The 17,637-nt window shown below is 72.1% G+C and carries 18 protein-coding genes; 12 read left to right on the forward strand and 6 right to left on the reverse strand.

The features are described from left to right. Positions 1-8: 8 nt before the first annotated feature. The 5 genes from polX to E1281_RS03950 form a co-directional block, all read right to left on the reverse strand. Positions 9-1,730, reverse strand: a complete 1,722-nt coding sequence (polX, locus tag E1281_RS03930) for a DNA polymerase/3'-5' exonuclease PolX (protein WP_131875738.1) — start codon at positions 1,728-1,730, stop codon at positions 9-11. A 66-nt stretch (positions 1,731-1,796) separates the two neighbouring features. Next, entirely contained in the window at positions 1,797-2,633 is an 837-nt protein-coding gene (gene prcB / locus E1281_RS03935; RefSeq protein WP_131875739.1) for a proteasome subunit beta, read from the reverse strand. Between the two features lie 92 nt (positions 2,634-2,725). Then, on the reverse strand, positions 2,726-3,667 hold the full coding sequence (locus tag E1281_RS03940) for an EamA family transporter (protein ID WP_131875740.1): 942 nt from the start codon (positions 3,665-3,667) through the stop codon (positions 2,726-2,728). Between the two features lie 3 nt (positions 3,668-3,670). After that, positions 3,671-4,387 carry an ABC transporter permease gene (locus tag E1281_RS03945; protein ID WP_131875763.1) on the reverse strand — a complete coding sequence of 239 codons (717 nt, stop codon included), beginning with the start codon at positions 4,385-4,387 and terminating at the stop codon, positions 3,671-3,673. Positions 4,388-4,437: 50 nt separating this feature from the next. Further along, entirely contained in the window at positions 4,438-5,376 is a 939-nt protein-coding gene (locus tag E1281_RS03950; RefSeq protein WP_131875741.1) for an ABC transporter ATP-binding protein, read from the reverse strand. Between the two features lie 247 nt (positions 5,377-5,623). On the opposite strand from E1281_RS03950, the gene E1281_RS03955 reads away from it, so the two are divergent. From E1281_RS03955 to E1281_RS04010, 12 genes are all read left to right on the forward strand, one after another. Continuing rightward, positions 5,624-6,865, forward strand: coding sequence for an arginine deiminase (locus E1281_RS03955; RefSeq protein WP_131875742.1), 1,242 nt, complete (start codon positions 5,624-5,626; stop codon positions 6,863-6,865). Between the two features lie 26 nt (positions 6,866-6,891). Beyond that, positions 6,892-7,827 carry a carbamate kinase gene (gene arcC, locus E1281_RS03960; protein WP_131875743.1) on the forward strand — a complete coding sequence of 312 codons (936 nt, stop codon included), beginning with the start codon at positions 6,892-6,894 and terminating at the stop codon, positions 7,825-7,827. After that, positions 7,824-9,284, forward strand: a complete 1,461-nt coding sequence (locus E1281_RS03965; protein ID WP_243716557.1) for an amino acid permease — start codon at positions 7,824-7,826, stop codon at positions 9,282-9,284. Before arcC ends, E1281_RS03965 begins: the two co-directional genes overlap by 4 nt. Continuing rightward, positions 9,281-10,228: a universal stress protein gene (locus E1281_RS03970; RefSeq protein ID WP_131875744.1), complete on the forward strand. Its 948-nt coding sequence runs from the start codon at positions 9,281-9,283 to the stop codon at positions 10,226-10,228. Before E1281_RS03965 ends, E1281_RS03970 begins: the two co-directional genes overlap by 4 nt. A 204-nt stretch (positions 10,229-10,432) precedes the next feature. After that, positions 10,433-11,209: a metalloregulator ArsR/SmtB family transcription factor gene (locus E1281_RS03975; protein ID WP_243716566.1), complete on the forward strand. Its 777-nt coding sequence runs from the start codon at positions 10,433-10,435 to the stop codon at positions 11,207-11,209. Beyond that, positions 11,206-12,618, forward strand: a complete 1,413-nt coding sequence (gene sufB, locus E1281_RS03980) for a Fe-S cluster assembly protein SufB (protein ID WP_131875745.1) — start codon at positions 11,206-11,208, stop codon at positions 12,616-12,618. The genes E1281_RS03975 and sufB overlap by 4 nt, the downstream gene beginning before the upstream one ends. Continuing rightward, a complete protein-coding gene (sufD, locus tag E1281_RS03985) occupies positions 12,618-13,766 on the forward strand; it encodes a Fe-S cluster assembly protein SufD (RefSeq protein ID WP_131875746.1) in 1,149 nt (382 codons plus the stop codon). Before sufB ends, sufD begins: the two co-directional genes overlap by 1 nt. Next, positions 13,763-14,080: a non-heme iron oxygenase ferredoxin subunit gene (locus E1281_RS03990; RefSeq protein WP_131875747.1), complete on the forward strand. Its 318-nt coding sequence runs from the start codon at positions 13,763-13,765 to the stop codon at positions 14,078-14,080. The genes sufD and E1281_RS03990 overlap by 4 nt, the downstream gene beginning before the upstream one ends. A 29-nt stretch (positions 14,081-14,109) precedes the next feature. Continuing rightward, complete coding sequence (gene sufC, locus E1281_RS03995; RefSeq protein WP_131875748.1) at positions 14,110-14,874, forward strand: Fe-S cluster assembly ATPase SufC; 765 nt, start codon at positions 14,110-14,112, stop codon at positions 14,872-14,874. After that, a complete protein-coding gene (locus tag E1281_RS04000) occupies positions 14,871-16,133 on the forward strand; it encodes a cysteine desulfurase (RefSeq protein WP_131875749.1) in 1,263 nt (420 codons plus the stop codon). Before sufC ends, E1281_RS04000 begins: the two co-directional genes overlap by 4 nt. Before the next feature lie 56 nt (positions 16,134-16,189). Beyond that, on the forward strand, positions 16,190-16,648 hold the full coding sequence (gene sufU / locus E1281_RS04005; protein ID WP_131875750.1) for a Fe-S cluster assembly sulfur transfer protein SufU: 459 nt from the start codon (positions 16,190-16,192) through the stop codon (positions 16,646-16,648). Then, on the forward strand, positions 16,645-16,989 hold the full coding sequence (locus E1281_RS04010) for a metal-sulfur cluster assembly factor (protein ID WP_131875751.1): 345 nt from the start codon (positions 16,645-16,647) through the stop codon (positions 16,987-16,989). The genes sufU and E1281_RS04010 overlap by 4 nt, the downstream gene beginning before the upstream one ends. A gap of 58 nt (positions 16,990-17,047) precedes the next feature. Here E1281_RS04010 and E1281_RS04015 read toward each other — a convergent pair whose 3' ends face one another. Continuing rightward, positions 17,048-17,632 (reverse strand): hypothetical protein, encoded by a 585-nt coding sequence (locus E1281_RS04015; RefSeq protein ID WP_131875752.1) that lies wholly within the window; start codon positions 17,630-17,632, stop codon positions 17,048-17,050. Positions 17,633-17,637: the final 5 nt, after the last annotated feature.

Here is a 17,637-nt window from a genome sequence, read left to right on the forward strand (position 1 = left end):
CGCCCGGCTCAGCGCTTCTCGTCGAGGAAGGCGCGCAGGCGCTCCAGGGGCCAGGTGTTGATGACGTCCTCGGGGGTCAGCCAGCCGCGCTGGGCCGTGCCGACGCCGTAGCGGATGTTGCGGTGGTGGCCGAGGGAGTGCGCGTCGGTGTCGACGGAGAACTTCACCCCGAACCGCTTGGCGCGGCGGGCCAGGTCGGCGGGCAGGTCGAGGCGGTCGGGGAACGAGTCGATCTCCATGGCGGTGCCGGTGCGGGCGGCGGCGCGGAACACCGTGTCCCAGTCGGCGTCGACCGGGGCGCGCCGGCCGATGCTGCGGGCGGTCGGATGGCCGATGACGTGGACGTGGGGGTTCTCGCACGCGCGGACGAGGCGCCGGGTCATGACGTCCTGGTCCTGCGTGAAGTGGGAGTGGATCGAGGCGACGCAGACGTCGAACGCGGACAGGAAATCGGCGTCCCAGTCGACCTCGCCGTCCGGGCCGATGTTCAGCTCGGTGCCGTGCAGGAGCGTGAGGCCGGGGTAGCGGCCCTGGAGCGCGGCGACCCGCTCGCGCTGGGCGAGCATCTTCTCGTCGGTCATCCGCTGCATGACCAGGTCGGGTGCGTGGTCGGTGATCGCGTAGTACTCCAGGCCGCGGGCGTGCGCGGCGGCGGCCATGTCCTCCAGGGAGGCGATGCCGTCGGTGAGGTCGGTGTGGCTGTGCAGGTCGCCGCGCAGATCCTCGACCGTGACCAGCCGGGGCAGCGCGTCCTTCAGGGCCGCCTCGATCTCGCCGGTGTCCTCGCGCAGCGCGGGGTGGACCCAGGGCAGCCCGAGCCGCTCGTAGACCTCCTCCTCGGTCTCGGAGACGATCAGCTCGTCCGACTCGGCGTCGAACAGGCCGTACTCGGAGAGCTTGAGGCCCGCCTTCACGGCGATCTCGCGGGTGCGGATGTTGTGGGCCTGCGACCCGGTGAAGTACTGCAGCGCCGCGCCCCAGGACTCGGGCGGCACGACGCGCAGGTCGACCTGCAGGCCCTTGGCGGTGCGGATCGAGGTCTTCTTCTCGCCGCTCGCGACGACCTCCGCGACGAACGGCAGCGCGGTGAACGCCTCCATGATCGGGCGGGGGTCGCGCGACGCCGCCAGGACGTCGACGTCGCCGATCGTCTCCCGCATCCGCCGCAGCGAGCCGGCGTGCTCGCAGCGCTCCACCTGGGGGAGCGCGGACAGCCTCTCGACGATCTCGTCGGCGACACCGGCCGCGGCGTCGACGAGGACGCGTTCACCGGAGCTGCGCATCAGGTCGATGCCGTGGAGGATGTTCTCCTCGGTCTTGGCGCCGAAGCCCTTCAGGCCGCGCAGGCGCCCTTCACCGATCGCGGTGGCGAGCTCGTCCACCGAGGAGATGCCCAGTTCCTCGTACACGGTGAGGGCCTTCTTCGGGCCGAGGGTGGGGATGGCGGTCAGCGCCCTGACCCCGGCGGGGATCTGGGTGCGCAGCTCCTCCACCTGCCGGATCGTGCCCGTGGTGGTGTAGTCGAGGACCTTCTTGGCGATCGCCTCGCCCACCGTCGGTATCGTGCGCAGCCCGGCCAGGTCGAGGCCGGAGATGTCGTCGGGATGGCCCGCGATCGCCCGCGCGGCCTTCTCGTACGCCCTGATCTTGAAGGCGTCGCCGCCCGTGATGGACAGCAGGTCCGCCAGTTCCTGGATGAGGGCCGCCGCCTCGTCGTTCGCCCGTGCCATGAGGCCGAGTCTAGAAGCCGGGTACGACGTTCCCCGGGCCGGTTCCCCGTGGTCGGTTCCCCGCGCTCAGCGCAGCGGGGCGACCGGGCCGCCCGGACTGTCCATCCGGGCGCGCATGACCTCGTCGGCGATCGCCGACACCTGGTCCTCGGGAAGGCGCCGGTAGCCGTCGTCGGTGACGACCGCGACGGTCGGGTAGATGCGGCGCGTGGGGTCGGGCCCTCCGGTGGCGGCGTCGTCGTCGGCCGCGTCGTAGAGGGCCTGGACGCAGACGGTGGCGGCGTCCTCCAGGGAGAGGCCGCGCCTGTAGAGCTTCTTCAGGGCGCCGATCGCGTACGGGGAGCCCGAGCCGTCCGCGTGGTAGTCGCGGGCCTCCTGCGGGGCGCCGGTGATGTCGTAGGTGTAGATCCGCCCCTCACCGGAGTCGGGGTCGTACCCGGTGAACAGGGGGACGACCGCGAGGCCCTGGAGGGCCTGGGCGAGGTTGGCCTGGATGACGGCGCCGAGGCGGCGGGCCTTGCCCGGCAGCGACAGCGGGACCGTCTCCATCTTCTCGTAGTGCTCCAGCTCGACCTGGAACAGCCGGACCATCTCCAGCGCCAGCCCGACGGTGCCCGCGAACGCGACGGCGGAGTACTCGTCGCCGCGCTGCACCTTGTCCAGCTCCCGGTAGGCGATCCGGTTGCCCTGGGTGGCGCGCCGGTCGCCGGCCATCATGACCCCGTCCGCGAACGTCAGCGCCAGGACGGTCGTGCCGTGCGGCAGCTCGGGGACGTCCCCGTCCGGCACCCGGTTCACGGGCAGCAGCTCGGGGGAGTGGAGCCGCAGGAGGTCGACGAACGACGCCGACCCCGCCTCGAAGAACTCGGGCGGCATCCCCTGGTCCTCGGTCCGGCCGATCACGGCGGCTCCTCTCCGTCTCCGTGCTGGATGTAACCGTGCTGGACGGTCCTCGCGCTCCGATCCTTCCACGCTGCCACACGCGCCTGCCACTCTCACGCCTCCGGCGCCTGCGGCGGATCCTTCTGGCTCCGGGTGGCGCCCACGCTCGCCAGGACGACGCAGACGATCGCGACCCACTGCCGCCCGGTGAGGATCTCGCCGAGCAGCGCCATCCCGACCAGCGCGGCGGCGCCCGGCTCCAGGCTCATCAGCACGCCGAAGACCCGGGTGGGCATCCGCCGCAGCGCCTCCAGCTCCAGGGTGTACGGGATCACCGACGACAGCAGCCCGACGCCGAGGCCGATCAGCAGCAGCCGCGGGTCGAGCATCTCCGCGCCGCCCTCGGCGACGCCCATCGGCAGGACGGCCGCGGTGCCGACGATGCTCGCGACGGCCAGGCCGGACGACCCGGCGAACCGCTGCCCGGTCGCGGCGGACAGCAGGATGTAGGCGGCCCAGCACACCCCCGCGGCCAGCGCGAACGCGACGCCGACCGGGTCGAGATCACCGCCGCCGCGGGCGAGCATCACCACACCCGCTCCGGCCAGCACCGCCCACAGGACGTCCCGCGGGCGCCGCGACGCGAGGAGCGCCACGCCGAGCGGGCCGAGGAACTCGATCGTCACCGCGACGCCCAGCGGGATGCGGGCGAACGACTGGTAGATCGCGAAGTTCATGCCCGCGAGCGTCAGCCCGAACCCGGCGGCGACCAGCAGGTCACGCCGGGTGTGGTCGCGCAGGACGGTCCGCAGCACCCTGCGGGCCAGGAACGCCAGGACGATCGCCGACGTCAGCAGCCGCAGCGACACGACCGCGCTCGGCGGCAGCCGGTCGAAGAGGTTCTTGGCGAGGCCCGCGCCCACCTGCACGGAGATGATCCCGAGCAGGATGAGCGCGGGCGGCGGCACCGACCCCAGCGCCAGGAGCCGGGCGCGCCCGGCCCCGGCCGCCCTGGACCAGCCGCCGAGCGACCCGGGCGCGTCAGCGAGCGCCATGCGCTACTCCCACCTGAAGAACCGTGCGGCCAGGGCGAGGCCCGCGACGGCCCATACCGCGAGGACGAGCAGCGGACCGCCGGGGAGCGCCGCGCCGTCGCGCAGGACGTCGCGCAGCCCCTCGGCGAGCGCCGAGATCGGCAGCAGCTCCAGTGCGGCCCTGACCGGGCCGGGGAACTCCTCCAGCGGGAAGACGACGCCGCCGGCGGCCAGCAGCAGGACGTAGACGAGGTTCGCGGCGGCGAGGGTGGCCTCGGCGCGCAGCGTCCCGGCCATGAGCAGCCCGAAGCCGCTGAACGCGGCCGTGCCGAGCAGCAGCAGGACGAGCACGGAGAAGGGGTCGCCGTGCGGCTGCCAGCCGAGCGCCAGCGCCACCGCGCAGATCACCGCGGCCTGCACCGCCTCGACGGCGACCACGGTGAGGGTCTTGGCGGCGATGAGCCCGCCGCGCGGCAGCGGGGTGGCGCCGAGCCGCTTGAGGACGCCGTAGCGCCGCTCGAAGCCGGTCCCGATCGCCTGCCCGGTGAACGCCGTGGACATCACCGCGAGCGCGAGGACGCCGGGGGCGAGGAAGTCGACGCGGCGTCCCTCGCCCAGGTCGAGCAGGGACGTGGCGCTGAACAGCATGAGCAGCACGACGGGGATGATCAGCGTGAGCAGCAGCTGCTCGCCGTTGCGGAGCGTCGCGCGGAACTCGTAGGCCGCCTGGGAGCGGATCATCCGCGGCAGCGGGACGGCCGCCGGGGCCGGGGTGAGGTCGAGCGGGGCGGTCACGGGCGCAGCTCCCGTCCGGTCAGCTCCAGGAAGACGTCCTCCAGGGTGCGGCGCTCGATCCGCAGGTCCTCGGTCATGACGCCGTGCGAGGCGCACCAGGCGGTGACGGTGGCCAGCAGCTCGGGCCGCACGTCCGCCTCGATCAGGTAGTGCCCGGCGGGCGACTCCTTGGCGGCGCAGCCCGCGGGCAGCGCCGACAGCAGCTCCTCCAGGCCGAGGCCGGGACGGGCGCGGAAGCGGAGCTGCCGCTCGGCGCCGGTCAGCTCCTCGGGCGCGCCCTCGGCGACGACCCTGCCGCGGTCGACGATGACGACGTGGTCGGAGAGGCGCTCGGCCTCCTCCATGTTGTGCGTGGTGAGCACCACCGAGACCCCCGCGGCGCGGAGGTCCCCGATGAGCTCCCAGGTGGCGTGCCTGGCCTGGGGGTCCAGCCCGGTGGTGGGCTCGTCGAGGAAGACCAGCTCGGGCCGTCCGACGACGGCGACGGCCAGTGAGAGCCGCTGCTGCTGCCCGCCCGACATGCGCCGGAAGGGGCTGCGGGCGTGCTCGGTGAGGCCGAGCCGCTCCAGCAGGGCGGACGGGTCGAGCGGCGTCGCGTGGAAGGAGGCGACGAGCCCGAGGAACTCGCCGGCGCGGGCCGTGCCCGGCACGCCCCCGGACTGCGGCATCACGCCCACCCTCGGCTTCAGCGCCCGCCCGTCCGCGGCCGGGTCGAGGCCGAGGACGCGGACGGTGCCGGAGTCGGCGCGCCGGTACCCCTCGCAGATCTCGATCGTGGTGGTCTTGCCGGCGCCGTTCGGGCCGAGCAGCGCGGTGACGGCGCCCCGGGCGGCGGTGAGCGACAGGCCGTCCACGGCCCGCCGTTCCCGGCCGGCCGCGCCGTAGCGCTTGACGAGCGCGTCCAGCTCGACGGCGCCGTCTCCGGGGGGTGTCATGCCGACGAGTTTAGGTCTGGGGCGCGACCGGTCGGCGCCGGGTCCCGCCGGTGCGCCGCGTGAAGGCCGGGTAAAGCCTCCGGGTTGACGCCGATCCGTGTTTCCGGTTGGGGGGACGACCCCCAAACACCCCCGGAACGGCCTGGTTTCACCCGCCGGAGCCTGGGGAATCCACCGCCTGTCGCCGGGCCGTCCCCGGCGACCTGGGGTTTCGCGGCGCCGTGGCCGCGCCCCGAGGAGGTGGGGGATGGCGTTCCACGTCGATTCGGAGACCGGGCGGCTGCGGAGCGTCCTGCTGCACCGGCCGGAGCTGTCGCTGAAGCGGCTCACCCCGTCCAACGCGCGCGGCCTGCTGTTCGACGACGTGCCGTGGGTCAGGCGGGCCGTGGAGGAGCACGAGGAGTTCGAGGACGTGCTGCGCTCCCAGGGCGTGCGGACCTACCTCCTGCTCGACCTGCTCCGCGAGACGATCGGCATACCCGAGGCCCGCAAGCACATCCTGGACGCCGTCGTCGACCCGCACTGGTTCGGCCCGCTCGCCACCGACGCGATCCGCAACTGCTTCGACTCCATGGACCTGGAGGACCTGGGCTCGTTCCTCGTCGGCGGGATCACCAAGCGGGAGATGCTGGAGCGGATGCCCGAGCCGGCGTCGATCGCGTTCCACTCGATCGAGCCCGACGGGTTCGTCCTGCCGCCGCTGCCCAACCACCTGTTCACCCGGGACACGTCCTGCTGGATCTACGACGGCGTGTCGATCAACACCATGCGCATGAAGGCGCGGATGCGCGAGACGGTGAACATGGAGGCGGTCTACCGGTGGCACCCGATGTTCGCGGACGGCTACGACGCCCCCGCGGCGGGCGGCTTCCACGTGTGGAACCGGGGCACCGCGATGGCCCCGGCGACGCTCGAGGGCGGCGACGTCCTGGTCCTCGGCGGCGGCGCCGTGCTCGTCGGGATGAGCGAGCGGACGCAGCCGCAGGCCGTCGAGATGCTGGCCCAGGCCCTGTTCGCCGCCGGCTCCTGCTCCAGGATCGTCGCGCTGCGGATGCCGCAGAAGCGGGCCTTCATGCACCTGGACACCGTGATGACGATGGTCGACCACGGCGTTGTCACCACCTACGCCGGGATGGGGACGCTGCCGTCGCACACCGTCGAGCCCGGGGACACCGAGAAGGAACTGAAGATCACCGACCACCCCCCGGAGGACATGTACCGGGCCATCGCCGCCGCGCTCGGCCTGGACGACGTCAAGGTCCTCACCCCGGCGCAGGACGTGTTCGCCGCCGAGCGCGAGCAGTGGGACGACGGCAACAACGTCCTGGCCGTCTCGCCCGGCGTGGTCGTCGCCTACGAGCGCAACGCGACGAGCAACAACCATCTGAGCGCGAACGGGATCGAGGTCATCACCATCCGCGGCAGCGAGCTGGGCAGGGGACGCGGCGGCCCGCGCTGCATGAGCTGCCCGATCGAACGGGACGCCTGACCGCCGCGGTCCCTGGGGGAGGAAACGTGCGCGTCGTTGTGGCGCTAGGGGGGAACGCGCTGGTCAAGCGGGGTGAGATACCCGACGCCGGACCGCAGCGCGCGAACGTCGTCCGGGCGGTGCGGTCGCTGGCGCCGCTCGCCGAGAGGCACGAGCTGATCATCACGCACGGGAACGGGCCGCAGGTCGGGGTGCTGTCGCTGGAGAGCGTCAACGACCCGAACCTGACCCGGCCGTACCCGCTGGACACCATCGGCGCCGAGACCCAGGGCATGATCGGCTACTGGATGCTGCAGGCGCTGCAGAACGCGCTGCCCGGCCGCCAGGTGGTCGCGATGGTCAACCAGACGCTGGTGTCGGCGGTGGACCCGGCGTTCGAGGACCCGGTCAAGTTCGTCGGGCAGGTCTACGAGCGGGACGAGGCCGAGAAGCTCGCGGCCGAGTACGGGTGGACGGTCCGGCAGGACGGCGGGCACTGGCGCCGCGTGGTGCCGTCCCCGCGGCCGCAGCGGGTGATCGAGACCCGGCTGATCAGGGAGCTGGTCCGGCTCGGGACCGTCGTGGTCTGCGCGGGCGGCGGCGGGATCCCGGTGTTCCGCAACGACGTCGGGCGGCTGGAGGGCGTCGAGGCGGTGATCGACAAGGACCTCACGGCGTCCGTCCTCGCCGAGAGCATGGACGCGGACGCGCTGCTGATCCTGACCGACGTGCCGCACGTCATGCGGAACTTCGGCACCCCGGAGCAGGAGGCCATCACCCACACGACCCCGCACGAGCTGCGGGACGAGGACTTCCCCGCCGGGTCGATGGGCCCCAAGGCCGAGGCCGCCGCGAGCTTCGTCGAGCGGACGGGCGACATGGCCGCGATCGGGCTCCTCGACCAGTGCGTGGAGATCCTCGCGGGAACCGCCGGGACGATCGTGACCCCCAATGCCACCTGGCCGCTGGCGAGCACCCTGTGACCGCCGGGACGTCCGGGACCGGGACCTCGTTCGCCCGGAGCCTCCTGCGGACCAAGCCCGTCGACCGGATCGTCGGCGAGGGCGGGGCGGGCGAGGGCGGCGAGCTGAAGCGGTCGATGGGCCTGCTGCAGCTCACCTTCCTCAGCGTCGGCGCGACCCTCGGCACCGGGATCTTCGTGGTGCTCGGCGAGGCGGTGCCGCTGGCGGGACCGGCGGTCGTGCTGTCGTTCGTCCTCGCCGCCGTGACCGCGCTGTTCTCGGCGCTGTCGTACGCGGAGCTGGCCGGGACGATCCCCGTCTCCGGCTCCTCGTACTCCTACGCCTACGCCACGCTCGGCGAGCTGGTCGCGTGGGTCTGCGGCTGGTGTCTGCTGCTGGAGTACGCCGTGTCGGTGTCGGCGGTCGCGGTCGGCTGGGGCTCCTACCTCAACGAGTTCTTCGGCGCCGCGTTCGGCTTCACGATCCCGGACGAGATCAGCGGCCCGCCCGGCGAAGGGGGGATCGTCAACGTCCCGGCCGTGATCGTGGTCGCGTTCGCCGCGCTCGTGCTGCTGCGCGGCGCGTCCGAGAGCGCCGCCGTCAACACGGTCATGGTGTTCCTGAAGATCGGCGTGCTGCTGTTCTTCTGCGCGGTCGCGTTCACCGCGTTCCGGTCGCAGAACCTCGCCCCGTTCGCGCCGATGGGCTGGGCGGGGCTGAGCGCGGCCGGATCCAGGGTCTTCTTCTCCTACATCGGCTTCGACGCCGCCTCCACGGCCGGCGAGGAGGCCAGGAACCCCCGCCGCGACCTGCCGCTCGCGATCGTCTTCTCGCTCGTCATCGTGACGGTCGTCTACGTGCTGGTCGCGCTGGCCGCGGTCGCCGCGATGCACTGGGAGCGGTTCGAGCTGAGCGGCACCGAGGCGTCGCTGGCGCATGTGCTGGACTCCGCCACCGGGCGGAGCTGGCCGTCGGTGATCCTGTCGTTCGGCGCGGTGATCGCCATCACCAGCGTCGTGCTCACCGTCATGTACGGGCAGACACGCATCCTGTTCGCGATGTCGCGCGACGGGCTCGTCCCGCGGGTCTTCCAGAAGGTGAGCCCGGGACGCCGGGTTCCGGTCGCCAACACGGTCATCGTCGCGCTGTTCATCGGAATCCTCGCCGCGGTGATCCCGCTCGGCCGCCTGGTGGACGCCACGAGCATCGGGACCCTGTTCGCGTTCGCGCTGGTCAGCGTGGGCGTCATCGTGCTGCGCCGCACCAGGCCGGACCTGCCGCGCAGCTTCCGCGTCCCGCTGTTCCCGGTGACGCCGCTGCTCGGCGTCGCGCTGTGCGTCTACCTGATGGTCGGCCTCGGCGGCGTGACCTGGGTCGTGTTCCTGCTGTGGATCCTCGTCGGGCTGGCCGCGTACTTCCTTTACGGGCACCGTCGTTCGCGCCTGGCGTCCGGCTCCCCGGGAAAGGGGCTGCCATGAGCGGGAACGACGCCCCGCGGGTGCTCGTCGGCTACGCGCCGGACGACCGCGGCGAGGACGCCCTGGCCCTGGCCTCCCTGGTCGCGCGGACGGCGAACGCGCCGCTGACCGTGGCGCACGTCCATCCGTCGCCCTGGCCCGTGCGCGGCCCCGGGAAGGTGGACGCCGAATGGGTCGCCTATCTCAAGGGGCAGTCGGAGGAGATCCTCGCCCAGGCGACGGCGCGGCTCGGCGAGTCGGGGGTGCGGGAGCGGGACGTCGGCGTGCGCGCCCACGCGCACCGGGGCAGCGGGCGCGGGCTCATCGAGGTCGCCGGCGACGTCGGCGCCGCCCTCATCGTGATCGGCTCGGCACCGCGCGGGCGGCGGGGCCGGATCGCCATCGGCAGCACCGCCGACCAGCTCCTGCACGGCTCTCCGGTACCCGTCCTGCTCGCCCAGCGCGGCTTCGCCGCGGGCGCGCCGGGCGGGCTGGAGCGGACGACCGTCGCGTACTGGCGGCGCCGCGACGCCGACGAGCCGCTGCGCGCGGCCGCCGGGTTCGCCGCGCGGCTGGGGACGCCGATGCGCCTGGTCACGCTGGTGCTGAGGCCGTCCGGGCTCGCGGCGAGGTTCCACGGTGCGGACGGCGTGCTGGAACGCCAGGTGGCCCGGTCCGACGAGGACCTCCGCCGTGCCGCGGGGCTCCTCGGGGGCGGGCCGCCGGTGGAGCGGCTGACGGCCGTCGGGACGGGCGTCGCCAAGGCCCTGGCCACCGTCGATATGCTTCCGGGTGAGGTGCTGGTCTGCCAGTCCGGCCATCACGGGCCGCTGCGCAAGGTCTTCCTCGGGGAGAGCTCCGGCAAGATCGTCCGGGCCGCGCCGTGCCCCGTGCTGGTCCTGCCGCGCGGAGCGGGTGCGCGGACGGGGGCGCTCACCGGGGCACGGGACCGCGACACCGGGTGACGAAGCCCAGGTTAGGTAAGGCTTACCTGCGTGAGCCATGACATCGGTGAACCGGTGTTTCGGGGGAAGGAATTACGGCACACTGATGTTGTGAAAAACGTGAGCGAGGATCAGACGCATGCCCGGGCCGCCGCCGCGCGGCCTTCCGGCGTGCCGTCCTCGCCCGGTCACGCCGGTGGGGGCGGCCCGGTACCGGGCGCCGGCATCGGTACCGAGCGCGACACACGCGCGCGGGTGGCCAGGCTGATCCTCGAACACGGCCCCGCCACCGCGTCCACGCTGGGGGAGCGCGTCGGACTCACGCCGGCCGCGATCCGGCGGCACCTGGACGCGCTGCTGGCCGAGGGCATGATCGAGATCCGCAAGGCGCGGGCGACGCAGACCCGGCGCGGCCGGGGGCGTCCCGCCAAGTGGTTCGCCATCACCGACGCCGGGCGCAGCGCCTTCGTGCACGCCTACGACGACCTGGCGACCAGCGCCCTGCGGTTCCTCGCCGAGACGGCCGGCGACCACGCGGTCGCCGAGTTCGCCCGGCGGCAGATCGCCGACCTGGAGCGGCGCTACCGGCCCGTCGTGCAGAACGCCCCGCCTCACCAGCGGGTCCGCACGCTCGCCGAGGCGCTGTCGGGCGACGGCTACGCGGCCGCCGCGGCCAAGGCCCCCCAGCCGGGCGGCGGCGAGCAGCTGTGCCAGCACCACTGCCCGGTCGCGCACGTCGCCGCGGAGTTCCCGCAGCTGTGCGAGGCCGAGACCGAGGCGTTCAGCCGGCTTCTGGGCACACCCGTCCAGCGGCTGGCCACGATCGCCCACGGCGACGGGATCTGCACCACCCACGTCAGCTCCCGGTCCCTGCCGGGGACCGGCGGGCCGGGTGAGGCGGAAGGTCCCGCCGCGAGCGTCGCCCCTGGCGGGGACGCGGGGGAGCGGTCCCCCGAACGAACACACACCAGTGACGAGGAGTCCGGAGGGACGTCCCAATGACTACTGCAGCCCACCCTGAGCTGGAAGGGCTCGACAGGTACAAGTTCGGCTGGGCCGACTCCGACGAGGCCGGCGCCTCGGCGCGGCGCGGCCTGAACGAGGAAGTCGTCCGCGACATCTCAGGCAAGAAGGACGAGCCCGACTGGATGCTCGACCTGCGTCTCAAGGGGCTGCGGCTGTTCGACAAGAAGCCGATGCCCACCTGGGGATCCGACCTGTCGGACATCGACTTCGCCAACATCAAGTACTTCGTGCGCTCCACCGAGCAGCAGGCCACGTCCTGGGAGGAGCTTCCCGAGGACATCAAGAACACCTACGACAAGCTCGGCATCCCCGAGGCGGAGAAGCAGCGCCTCATCGCCGGTGTCGCCGCCCAGTACGAGTCGGAGGTCGTCTACCACAAGATCCGCGACGATCTTGAGGAGAAGGGCGTCATCTTCGTCGACACCGACACCGGCCTGCGCGAGCACCCGGAGATCTTCCAGGAGTACTTCGGCTCGGTGATCCCGGTCGGCGACAACAAGTTCGCCGCGCTCAACACCGCGGTGTGGTCGGGCGGCTCGTTCATCTACGTCCCGCCGGGCGTGCACGTGGAGATCCCGCTCCAGGCCTACTTCCGGATCAACACCGAGAACATGGGCCAGTTCGAGCGGACGCTGATCATCGCCGACGAGGGCTCCTACGTCCACTACGTCGAGGGCTGTACCGCGCCGATCTACAAGTCGGACTCGCTGCACTCCGCGGTCGTGGAGATCGTCGTGAAGAAGGACGCCCGCGTCCGCTACACGACCATCCAGAACTGGTCCAACAACGTCTACAACCTGGTCACCAAGCGCGCCGTCGCGTACGAGGGCGCCACCATGGAGTGGGTCGACGGCAACATCGGCTCCAAGGTCACGATGAAGTACCCGGCGGTCTACCTGCTCGGCGAGCACGCCAAGGGCGAGACCCTCTCGATCGCGTTCGCCGGCGAGGACCAGCACCAGGACGCCGGCGCCAAGATGGTGCACGCCGCGCCCAACACCTCCAGCAGCATCATCTCCAAGTCGGTGGCGCGCGGCGGAGGCCGCACGTCCTACCGGGGGCTGGTGCAGGTCCAGGAGGGCGCCGAGCGCAGCAAGTCCACCGTCAAGTGCGACGCGCTGCTGGTCGACCAGATCAGCCGGTCCGACACCTACCCCTACGTCGACGTCCGCGAGGACGACGTGGAGATGGGCCACGAGGCCACCGTCTCCAAGGTGTCGGAGCAGCAGCTGTTCTACCTGATGAGCCGCGGCCTCACCGAGGACGAGGCGATGGCGATGATCGTGCGCGGGTTCGTCGAGCCCATCGCGCGGGAGCTGCCGATGGAGTACGCCCTTGAGCTGAACCGGCTCATCGAGCTGCAGATGGAAGGAGCCGTGGGTTGATGGGGCTCGAGACCCGGTCCGATCAGCGGCCTCTCTCGACGCTGCATGACAGGTCGTCCTACGACCTGGGCGACTTCGAGGTGCCGACGGGCCGCGAGGAGGAGTGGCGGTTCACGCCGCTGCGCCGCCTCCGCGGCCTGCACAACGGCACCGCGGAGCCGCACGGCAAGGTCCTGGTCGAGGTGGAGGCGGCGCCGGAGGTGACGGTCGAGACCGTCGGCCGCGACGACGCCCGCCTCGGCAAGGCCTACGTCCCGGCCGACCGCGTCAGCGCGCAGGCGTGGAACTCCTTCGCGCACGCCACCGTCGTGACCGTCCCGAAGGAGGCCGTCGCCTCCGCGCCGACCGTCCTGCGGGTGCGCGGCGAGGACGCCTCCGGCGCCGCCTACGGCCACACCACGGTCGTGGTGGAGCCGTTCGCCGAGGCCACCGTCGTGCTCGCGCACCGCGGCCGGGCCGTCTACGCCGACAACGTCGAGTTCGTCGTCGGCGACGGCGCCCGCCTCTCGGTGATCAGCCTGCAGGACTGGGCGGACGGCAGCGTCCACGTGTCGCACCAGCACGCCCGGCTCGGCCGCGACGCCCGGTTCGTCTCGCACAACATCTCGCTCGGCGGCGACGTCGTGCGGATCTCCCCGTCGGTCTCCTACGACGGGCCCGGCGGCGACGCCGAGCTGTACGGGGTGTACTTCGTCGACGGCGGCCAGCACCTGGAGCACCGCCTCCTGGTCGACCACGCCGTCCCGCATTGCCGCAGCCGCGTCGACTACCGGGGCGCGCTGCAGGACCGGGACGCGCACGCCGTCTGGATCGGCGACGTGATCATCCGGGCGGAGGCCGAGGGCACCGACACCTACGAGCTGAACCGCAACCTCGTCCTCACCGACGGGACGCGGGTCGACTCCGTGCCGAACCTGGAGATCCTCACCGGCGAGGTCGCCGGCGCCGGGCACGCGTCGGCGTCCGGGCGGCTGGACGACGAGCACCTGTTCTACCTTCAGGCGCGCGGCATCACCTTCGACGAGGCGCGCCGCATGGTGGTCCGGGGCTTCCTCGGCCAGCTGATCCAGCGCATCGAGGTCGCCGAGGTGCGCGAGAAGGTCGCCGAGGCCATCGAGGAGGAGCTCGACCAGGGAGCGCGGCGATGACCTACACGAAGGTGTGCGCGCTGGACGACATCCCCGCCGACGGGGCCATCGCCGTCGAGCTCGACGACACGCCGGTCGCCATCGCGCGCAGCGGCGGCGACGTGTACGCCGTCAACGACATCTGCTCGCACGCCGAGGTGTCCCTCTCCGAGGGCGAGGTCTACGACGGCACCATCGAGTGCTGGCTGCACGGGTCCTGCTTCGACCTGCGCAGCGGCAAGCCCACCAACCCGCCGGCCACGCAGCCGGTCGCCACATACAAGGTCAAGGTCGAGGACGGCGACGTCTACGTGTCGCTCGCCGCCGACGACTAGGCCCCCACGACTAAGGACTACGACGCACTATGCCCACGCTAGAGATCCGCGACCTCCACGTCTCCGTCGGCGACGGCTCCGACGGGGCGAAGGAGATCCTGCGCGGGGTCGACCTGACCGTGAAGGCCGGCGAGACCCACGCGATCATGGGGCCGAACGGCTCCGGCAAGTCCACCCTGGCGTACGCGGTCGCCGGGCACCCCAAGTACGAGATCACGTCCGGTGCCGTCACGCTCGACGGCGAGGACGTCCTCGGCATGTCGGTCGACGAGCGGGCCCGCGCCGGGCTGTTCCTGGCGATGCAGTACCCGGTCGAGGTGCCGGGCGTCTCGGTGTCGAACTTCCTGCGCTCGGCCGTCACCGCCGTCCGCGGCGAGGCGCCGAAGCTCCGCGAGTTCTCCAAGGAGATGAAGCAGGCGATGGAAGGCCTGTCCATCGACCCCGCGTTCGCGCAGCGCAGCCTGAACGAGGGCTTCTCCGGCGGTGAGAAGAAGCGGCACGAGATCCTGCAGCTGGAGATGCTCAAGCCGAAGGTCGCCGTCCTGGACGAGACCGACTCCGGACTCGACGTCGACGCCCTCAAGGTCGTCGCCGAGGGCGTCAACCGGTTCGCGGCCGGCGACACCGGCGTCCTGCTCATCACCCACTACACCCGGATCCTGCGCTACGTGAAGCCCGACTTCGTGCACGTCTTCTCCGGCGGCCGCATCGTCGCCGAGGGCGGCGCCGAGCTGGCCGACGAGCTGGAGGACGAGGGCTACGAGAAGTACGTGAAGGCGGCTGCTTCACTATGACCCTGCTGCCGGAGGAGCTGAAGAAGGACTTCCCGCTGCTGCAGCGCACGGTGCGCGGCGGGCGCCCTCTGGTGTACCTCGACTCGGGAGCGACGTCGCAGAAGCCCGTCCAGGTGCTGGACGCGGAGCGGCGGTTCTACGAGCGCCACAACGCGGCGCCGCACCGGGGCGCGCACCTGCTCGCCGAGGAGGCGACGGAGGGCTACGAGAAGGCCCGCGCGTCGATCGCCCGGTTCATCGGCGCGGTGCCGGGCGAGATCGTGTTCACCAAGAACGCGACCGAGGGCATCAACCTGGTCGCGTACGCGATGAGCAACGCGGCCACCGCCGGCCCGGAGGCGGAGCGGTTCGCGGTCGGCCCCGGCGACGAGGTCGTGGTGTCGGAGATGGAGCACCACGCCAACCTCGTCCCGTGGCAGCAGCTCTGCCGGCGGACCGGGGCGACGCTGCGCTGGTTCGGCATCACCGGCGACGGCCGCCTGGACCTGGAGAACCTGGACGACCTGGTCAACGAGCGCACGAAGATCGTCGCCCTGACGCACCAGTCGAACGTGCTCGGAACGGTCCCGCCGATCCGGCGGATCGCGGACCGGGCCCGCGCCGTCGGCGCGCTCGTCCTGTTGGACGCCGCGCAGTCGGTTCCGCACCAGCCGGTGGACGTCGGCGCGCTGGACGTCGACTTCCTGGCGTTCTCCGGCCACAAGATGCTCGGCCCGACCGGCATCGGCGTGCTGTGGGGGCGGACCGAGCTGCTCGAGGTGATGCCTCCGTTCATCACCGGCGGCTCCATGATCGAGGTCGTCCGCATGGAGGAGTCCACGTTCATGCCGCCGCCGCAGCGGTTCGAGGCCGGCGTCCCGATGACCGCGCAGGCGATCGGGCTCGGCGCGGCCTGCGACTACCTCACCGAGATCGGCATGGACCGCGTGCACGCCCACGAGGAGGCCCTGGTCGGCTACTCGCTGGAGCGGCTCGCCGAGATCCCCGGCGTCCGGATCATCGGTCCCGGCACCACCGAGGCGCGCGGCGGAGCCGTGTCGTTCACCGTCGAGGACATCCATCCCCACGACGTGGGGCAGGTCCTCGACGACCTCGGCGTCGAGGTCCGCGTCGGCCACCACTGCGCGTGGCCGATCTGCCGCCGCTTCGGCATCCCGGCGACCACCCGCGCGACGTTCTACCTCTACAACACCCTCGCCGACGTGGACGCCCTCGCCGACGGGGTCAGGCAGGCCCAGAAGTTCTTCGGCACCACCTAGAGGAACAACGCTGGGCCCGCGCCCGGTTGTAGCGAGAAAGGCTTGGAAGGGACGACATGCAGCTGGAGGCGATGTACCAGGAGGTCATCCTGGACCATTACCGCAACCCCCTCCACAAGGGGCTGCGGGAGCCGTTCGAGGGGGAGGCCCACCACGTCAACCCGACCTGCGGTGACGAGGTGACGCTGCGCGTCCACCTGGACGGCGACGGCCAGGACGCCACGGTCGCCGACGTCTCCTACGACGCCATGGGCTGCTCGATCAGCCAGGCCAGCGCCTCGGTGATGGCCGATCTGATCATCGGAAAGCCCGTCAAGGAGGCGATGGCCGTCGGAGAGGAGTTCCTGGCGCTGATGCAGTCGCGCGGCCAGGACGTCGACCCCGACGAGGACGTCCTCGAGGACGCCATCGCCTTCGCCGGGGTGTCCAAGTACCCCGCCAGGATCAAATGCGCCCTGCTCGCCTGGATGGCGTGGAAGGACGCGACCGCCCGCGCACTCGGAGAGGCATCATGACCGACACACCCGCCGCCGGCTCGTCCACCGCAGGCACCATCCCCGAGGAAGACGTCCTTGAGGCCCTCAAGGACGTCGTCGACCCCGAGCTCGGCATCAACGTCGTCGATCTCGGCCTGGTGTACGGCGTCAACCTCGCCGACGAGGTCGCCACCCTGGACATGACGCTCACCAGCGCCGCCTGCCCGCTCACCGACGTGATCGAGGACCAGACGCACAGCGCGCTGGAGGGCCTGGTCAAGGACGTCAAGATCAACTGGGTCTGGCTCCCGCCGTGGGGCCCCGACAAGATCACCGACGACGGCCGCGACCAGCTCCGCGCCCTGGGCTTCAACATCTGACCTCACGCTGCCAGGAGGCCGCCCCCCGTTGGGAGGGCGGCCTCTTCGCACGCGTCGGTCACTTTGGCCCGGTGTGCTCCACGGGGCGGCCGGAAGCGTCCGCCTGGACCCCGTCGGGCCTGGACGGCCAGAGGGTGTGGGTGATCGGCCACAGCGACCAGATCGCCAGGACCAGCCCCAGGCGGCCGAGCCAGGCGTAGAGCGCCTCGGCGCGGCCGGTCTCGCCGACGAGGGCGATCATCGCCAGCAGGAGGCCGCAGGCGATGGCGGTGGCGATGGCGGCCTTGCCGAACTCGCGCCACTCGTAGCGGATGCGCGCCCGGCCGTACTTCGGTTTGCCGCGCGGCGGCGGACCGCCGGCGAAGCGGTGCGCGAAGCGCTCGTCCGCCCAGCGGACCATGCTGTGGCCGAACGCGACCGAGTAGCCGAGGTAGGCGGCGGCCAGGCCGTGGGCCATGCCGGCGGTGGCGCCGCCGCGCAGGTCGATCGCCGTGGCGGCCAGCAGGACCAGGTCGACCAGCGGGACGCACAGCAGGAGCACCGCGCCGGTCCGCCGCATCCGCAGCGGGTAGCGGGCGAGGAGGCCGGCCCCCAGGACGACCCAGAAGCCGACCTCGCAGGCGACGATGATCGCGATGAGCACGTGTC

This window comes from Actinomadura sp. KC345 (assembly GCF_004348515.1).
Taxonomy (GTDB): domain Bacteria; phylum Actinomycetota; class Actinomycetes; order Streptosporangiales; family Streptosporangiaceae; genus Spirillospora.

Excerpts from the sequence above, each read along its gene's own strand:
- sufB (WP_131875745.1), top strand. The coding sequence starts at position 11,206 with ATGACTACTGCAGCCCACCCTGAGCTGGAAGGGCTCGACAGGTACAAG.
- E1281_RS03945 (WP_131875763.1), bottom strand. The coding sequence starts at position 4,387 with ATGATCCGCTCCCAGGCGGCCTACGAGTTCCGCGCGACGCTCCGCAAC.
- sufC (WP_131875748.1), top strand. The coding sequence starts at position 14,110 with ATGCCCACGCTAGAGATCCGCGACCTCCACGTCTCCGTCGGCGACGGC.
- polX (WP_131875738.1), bottom strand. The coding sequence starts at position 1,730 with ATGGCACGGGCGAACGACGAGGCGGCGGCCCTCATCCAGGAACTGGCG.
- E1281_RS03990 (WP_131875747.1), top strand. The coding sequence starts at position 13,763 with ATGACCTACACGAAGGTGTGCGCGCTGGACGACATCCCCGCCGACGGG.
- E1281_RS04000 (WP_131875749.1), top strand. The coding sequence starts at position 14,871 with ATGACCCTGCTGCCGGAGGAGCTGAAGAAGGACTTCCCGCTGCTGCAG.
- sufD (WP_131875746.1), top strand. The coding sequence starts at position 12,618 with ATGGGGCTCGAGACCCGGTCCGATCAGCGGCCTCTCTCGACGCTGCAT.
- E1281_RS03950 (WP_131875741.1), bottom strand. The coding sequence starts at position 5,376 with ATGACACCCCCCGGAGACGGCGCCGTCGAGCTGGACGCGCTCGTCAAG.
- E1281_RS03940 (WP_131875740.1), bottom strand. The coding sequence starts at position 3,667 with ATGGCGCTCGCTGACGCGCCCGGGTCGCTCGGCGGCTGGTCCAGGGCG.
- sufU (WP_131875750.1), top strand. The coding sequence starts at position 16,190 with ATGCAGCTGGAGGCGATGTACCAGGAGGTCATCCTGGACCATTACCGC.
- E1281_RS04010 (WP_131875751.1), top strand. The coding sequence starts at position 16,645 with ATGACCGACACACCCGCCGCCGGCTCGTCCACCGCAGGCACCATCCCC.
- E1281_RS03955 (WP_131875742.1), top strand. The coding sequence starts at position 5,624 with ATGGCGTTCCACGTCGATTCGGAGACCGGGCGGCTGCGGAGCGTCCTG.
- E1281_RS03970 (WP_131875744.1), top strand. The coding sequence starts at position 9,281 with ATGAGCGGGAACGACGCCCCGCGGGTGCTCGTCGGCTACGCGCCGGAC.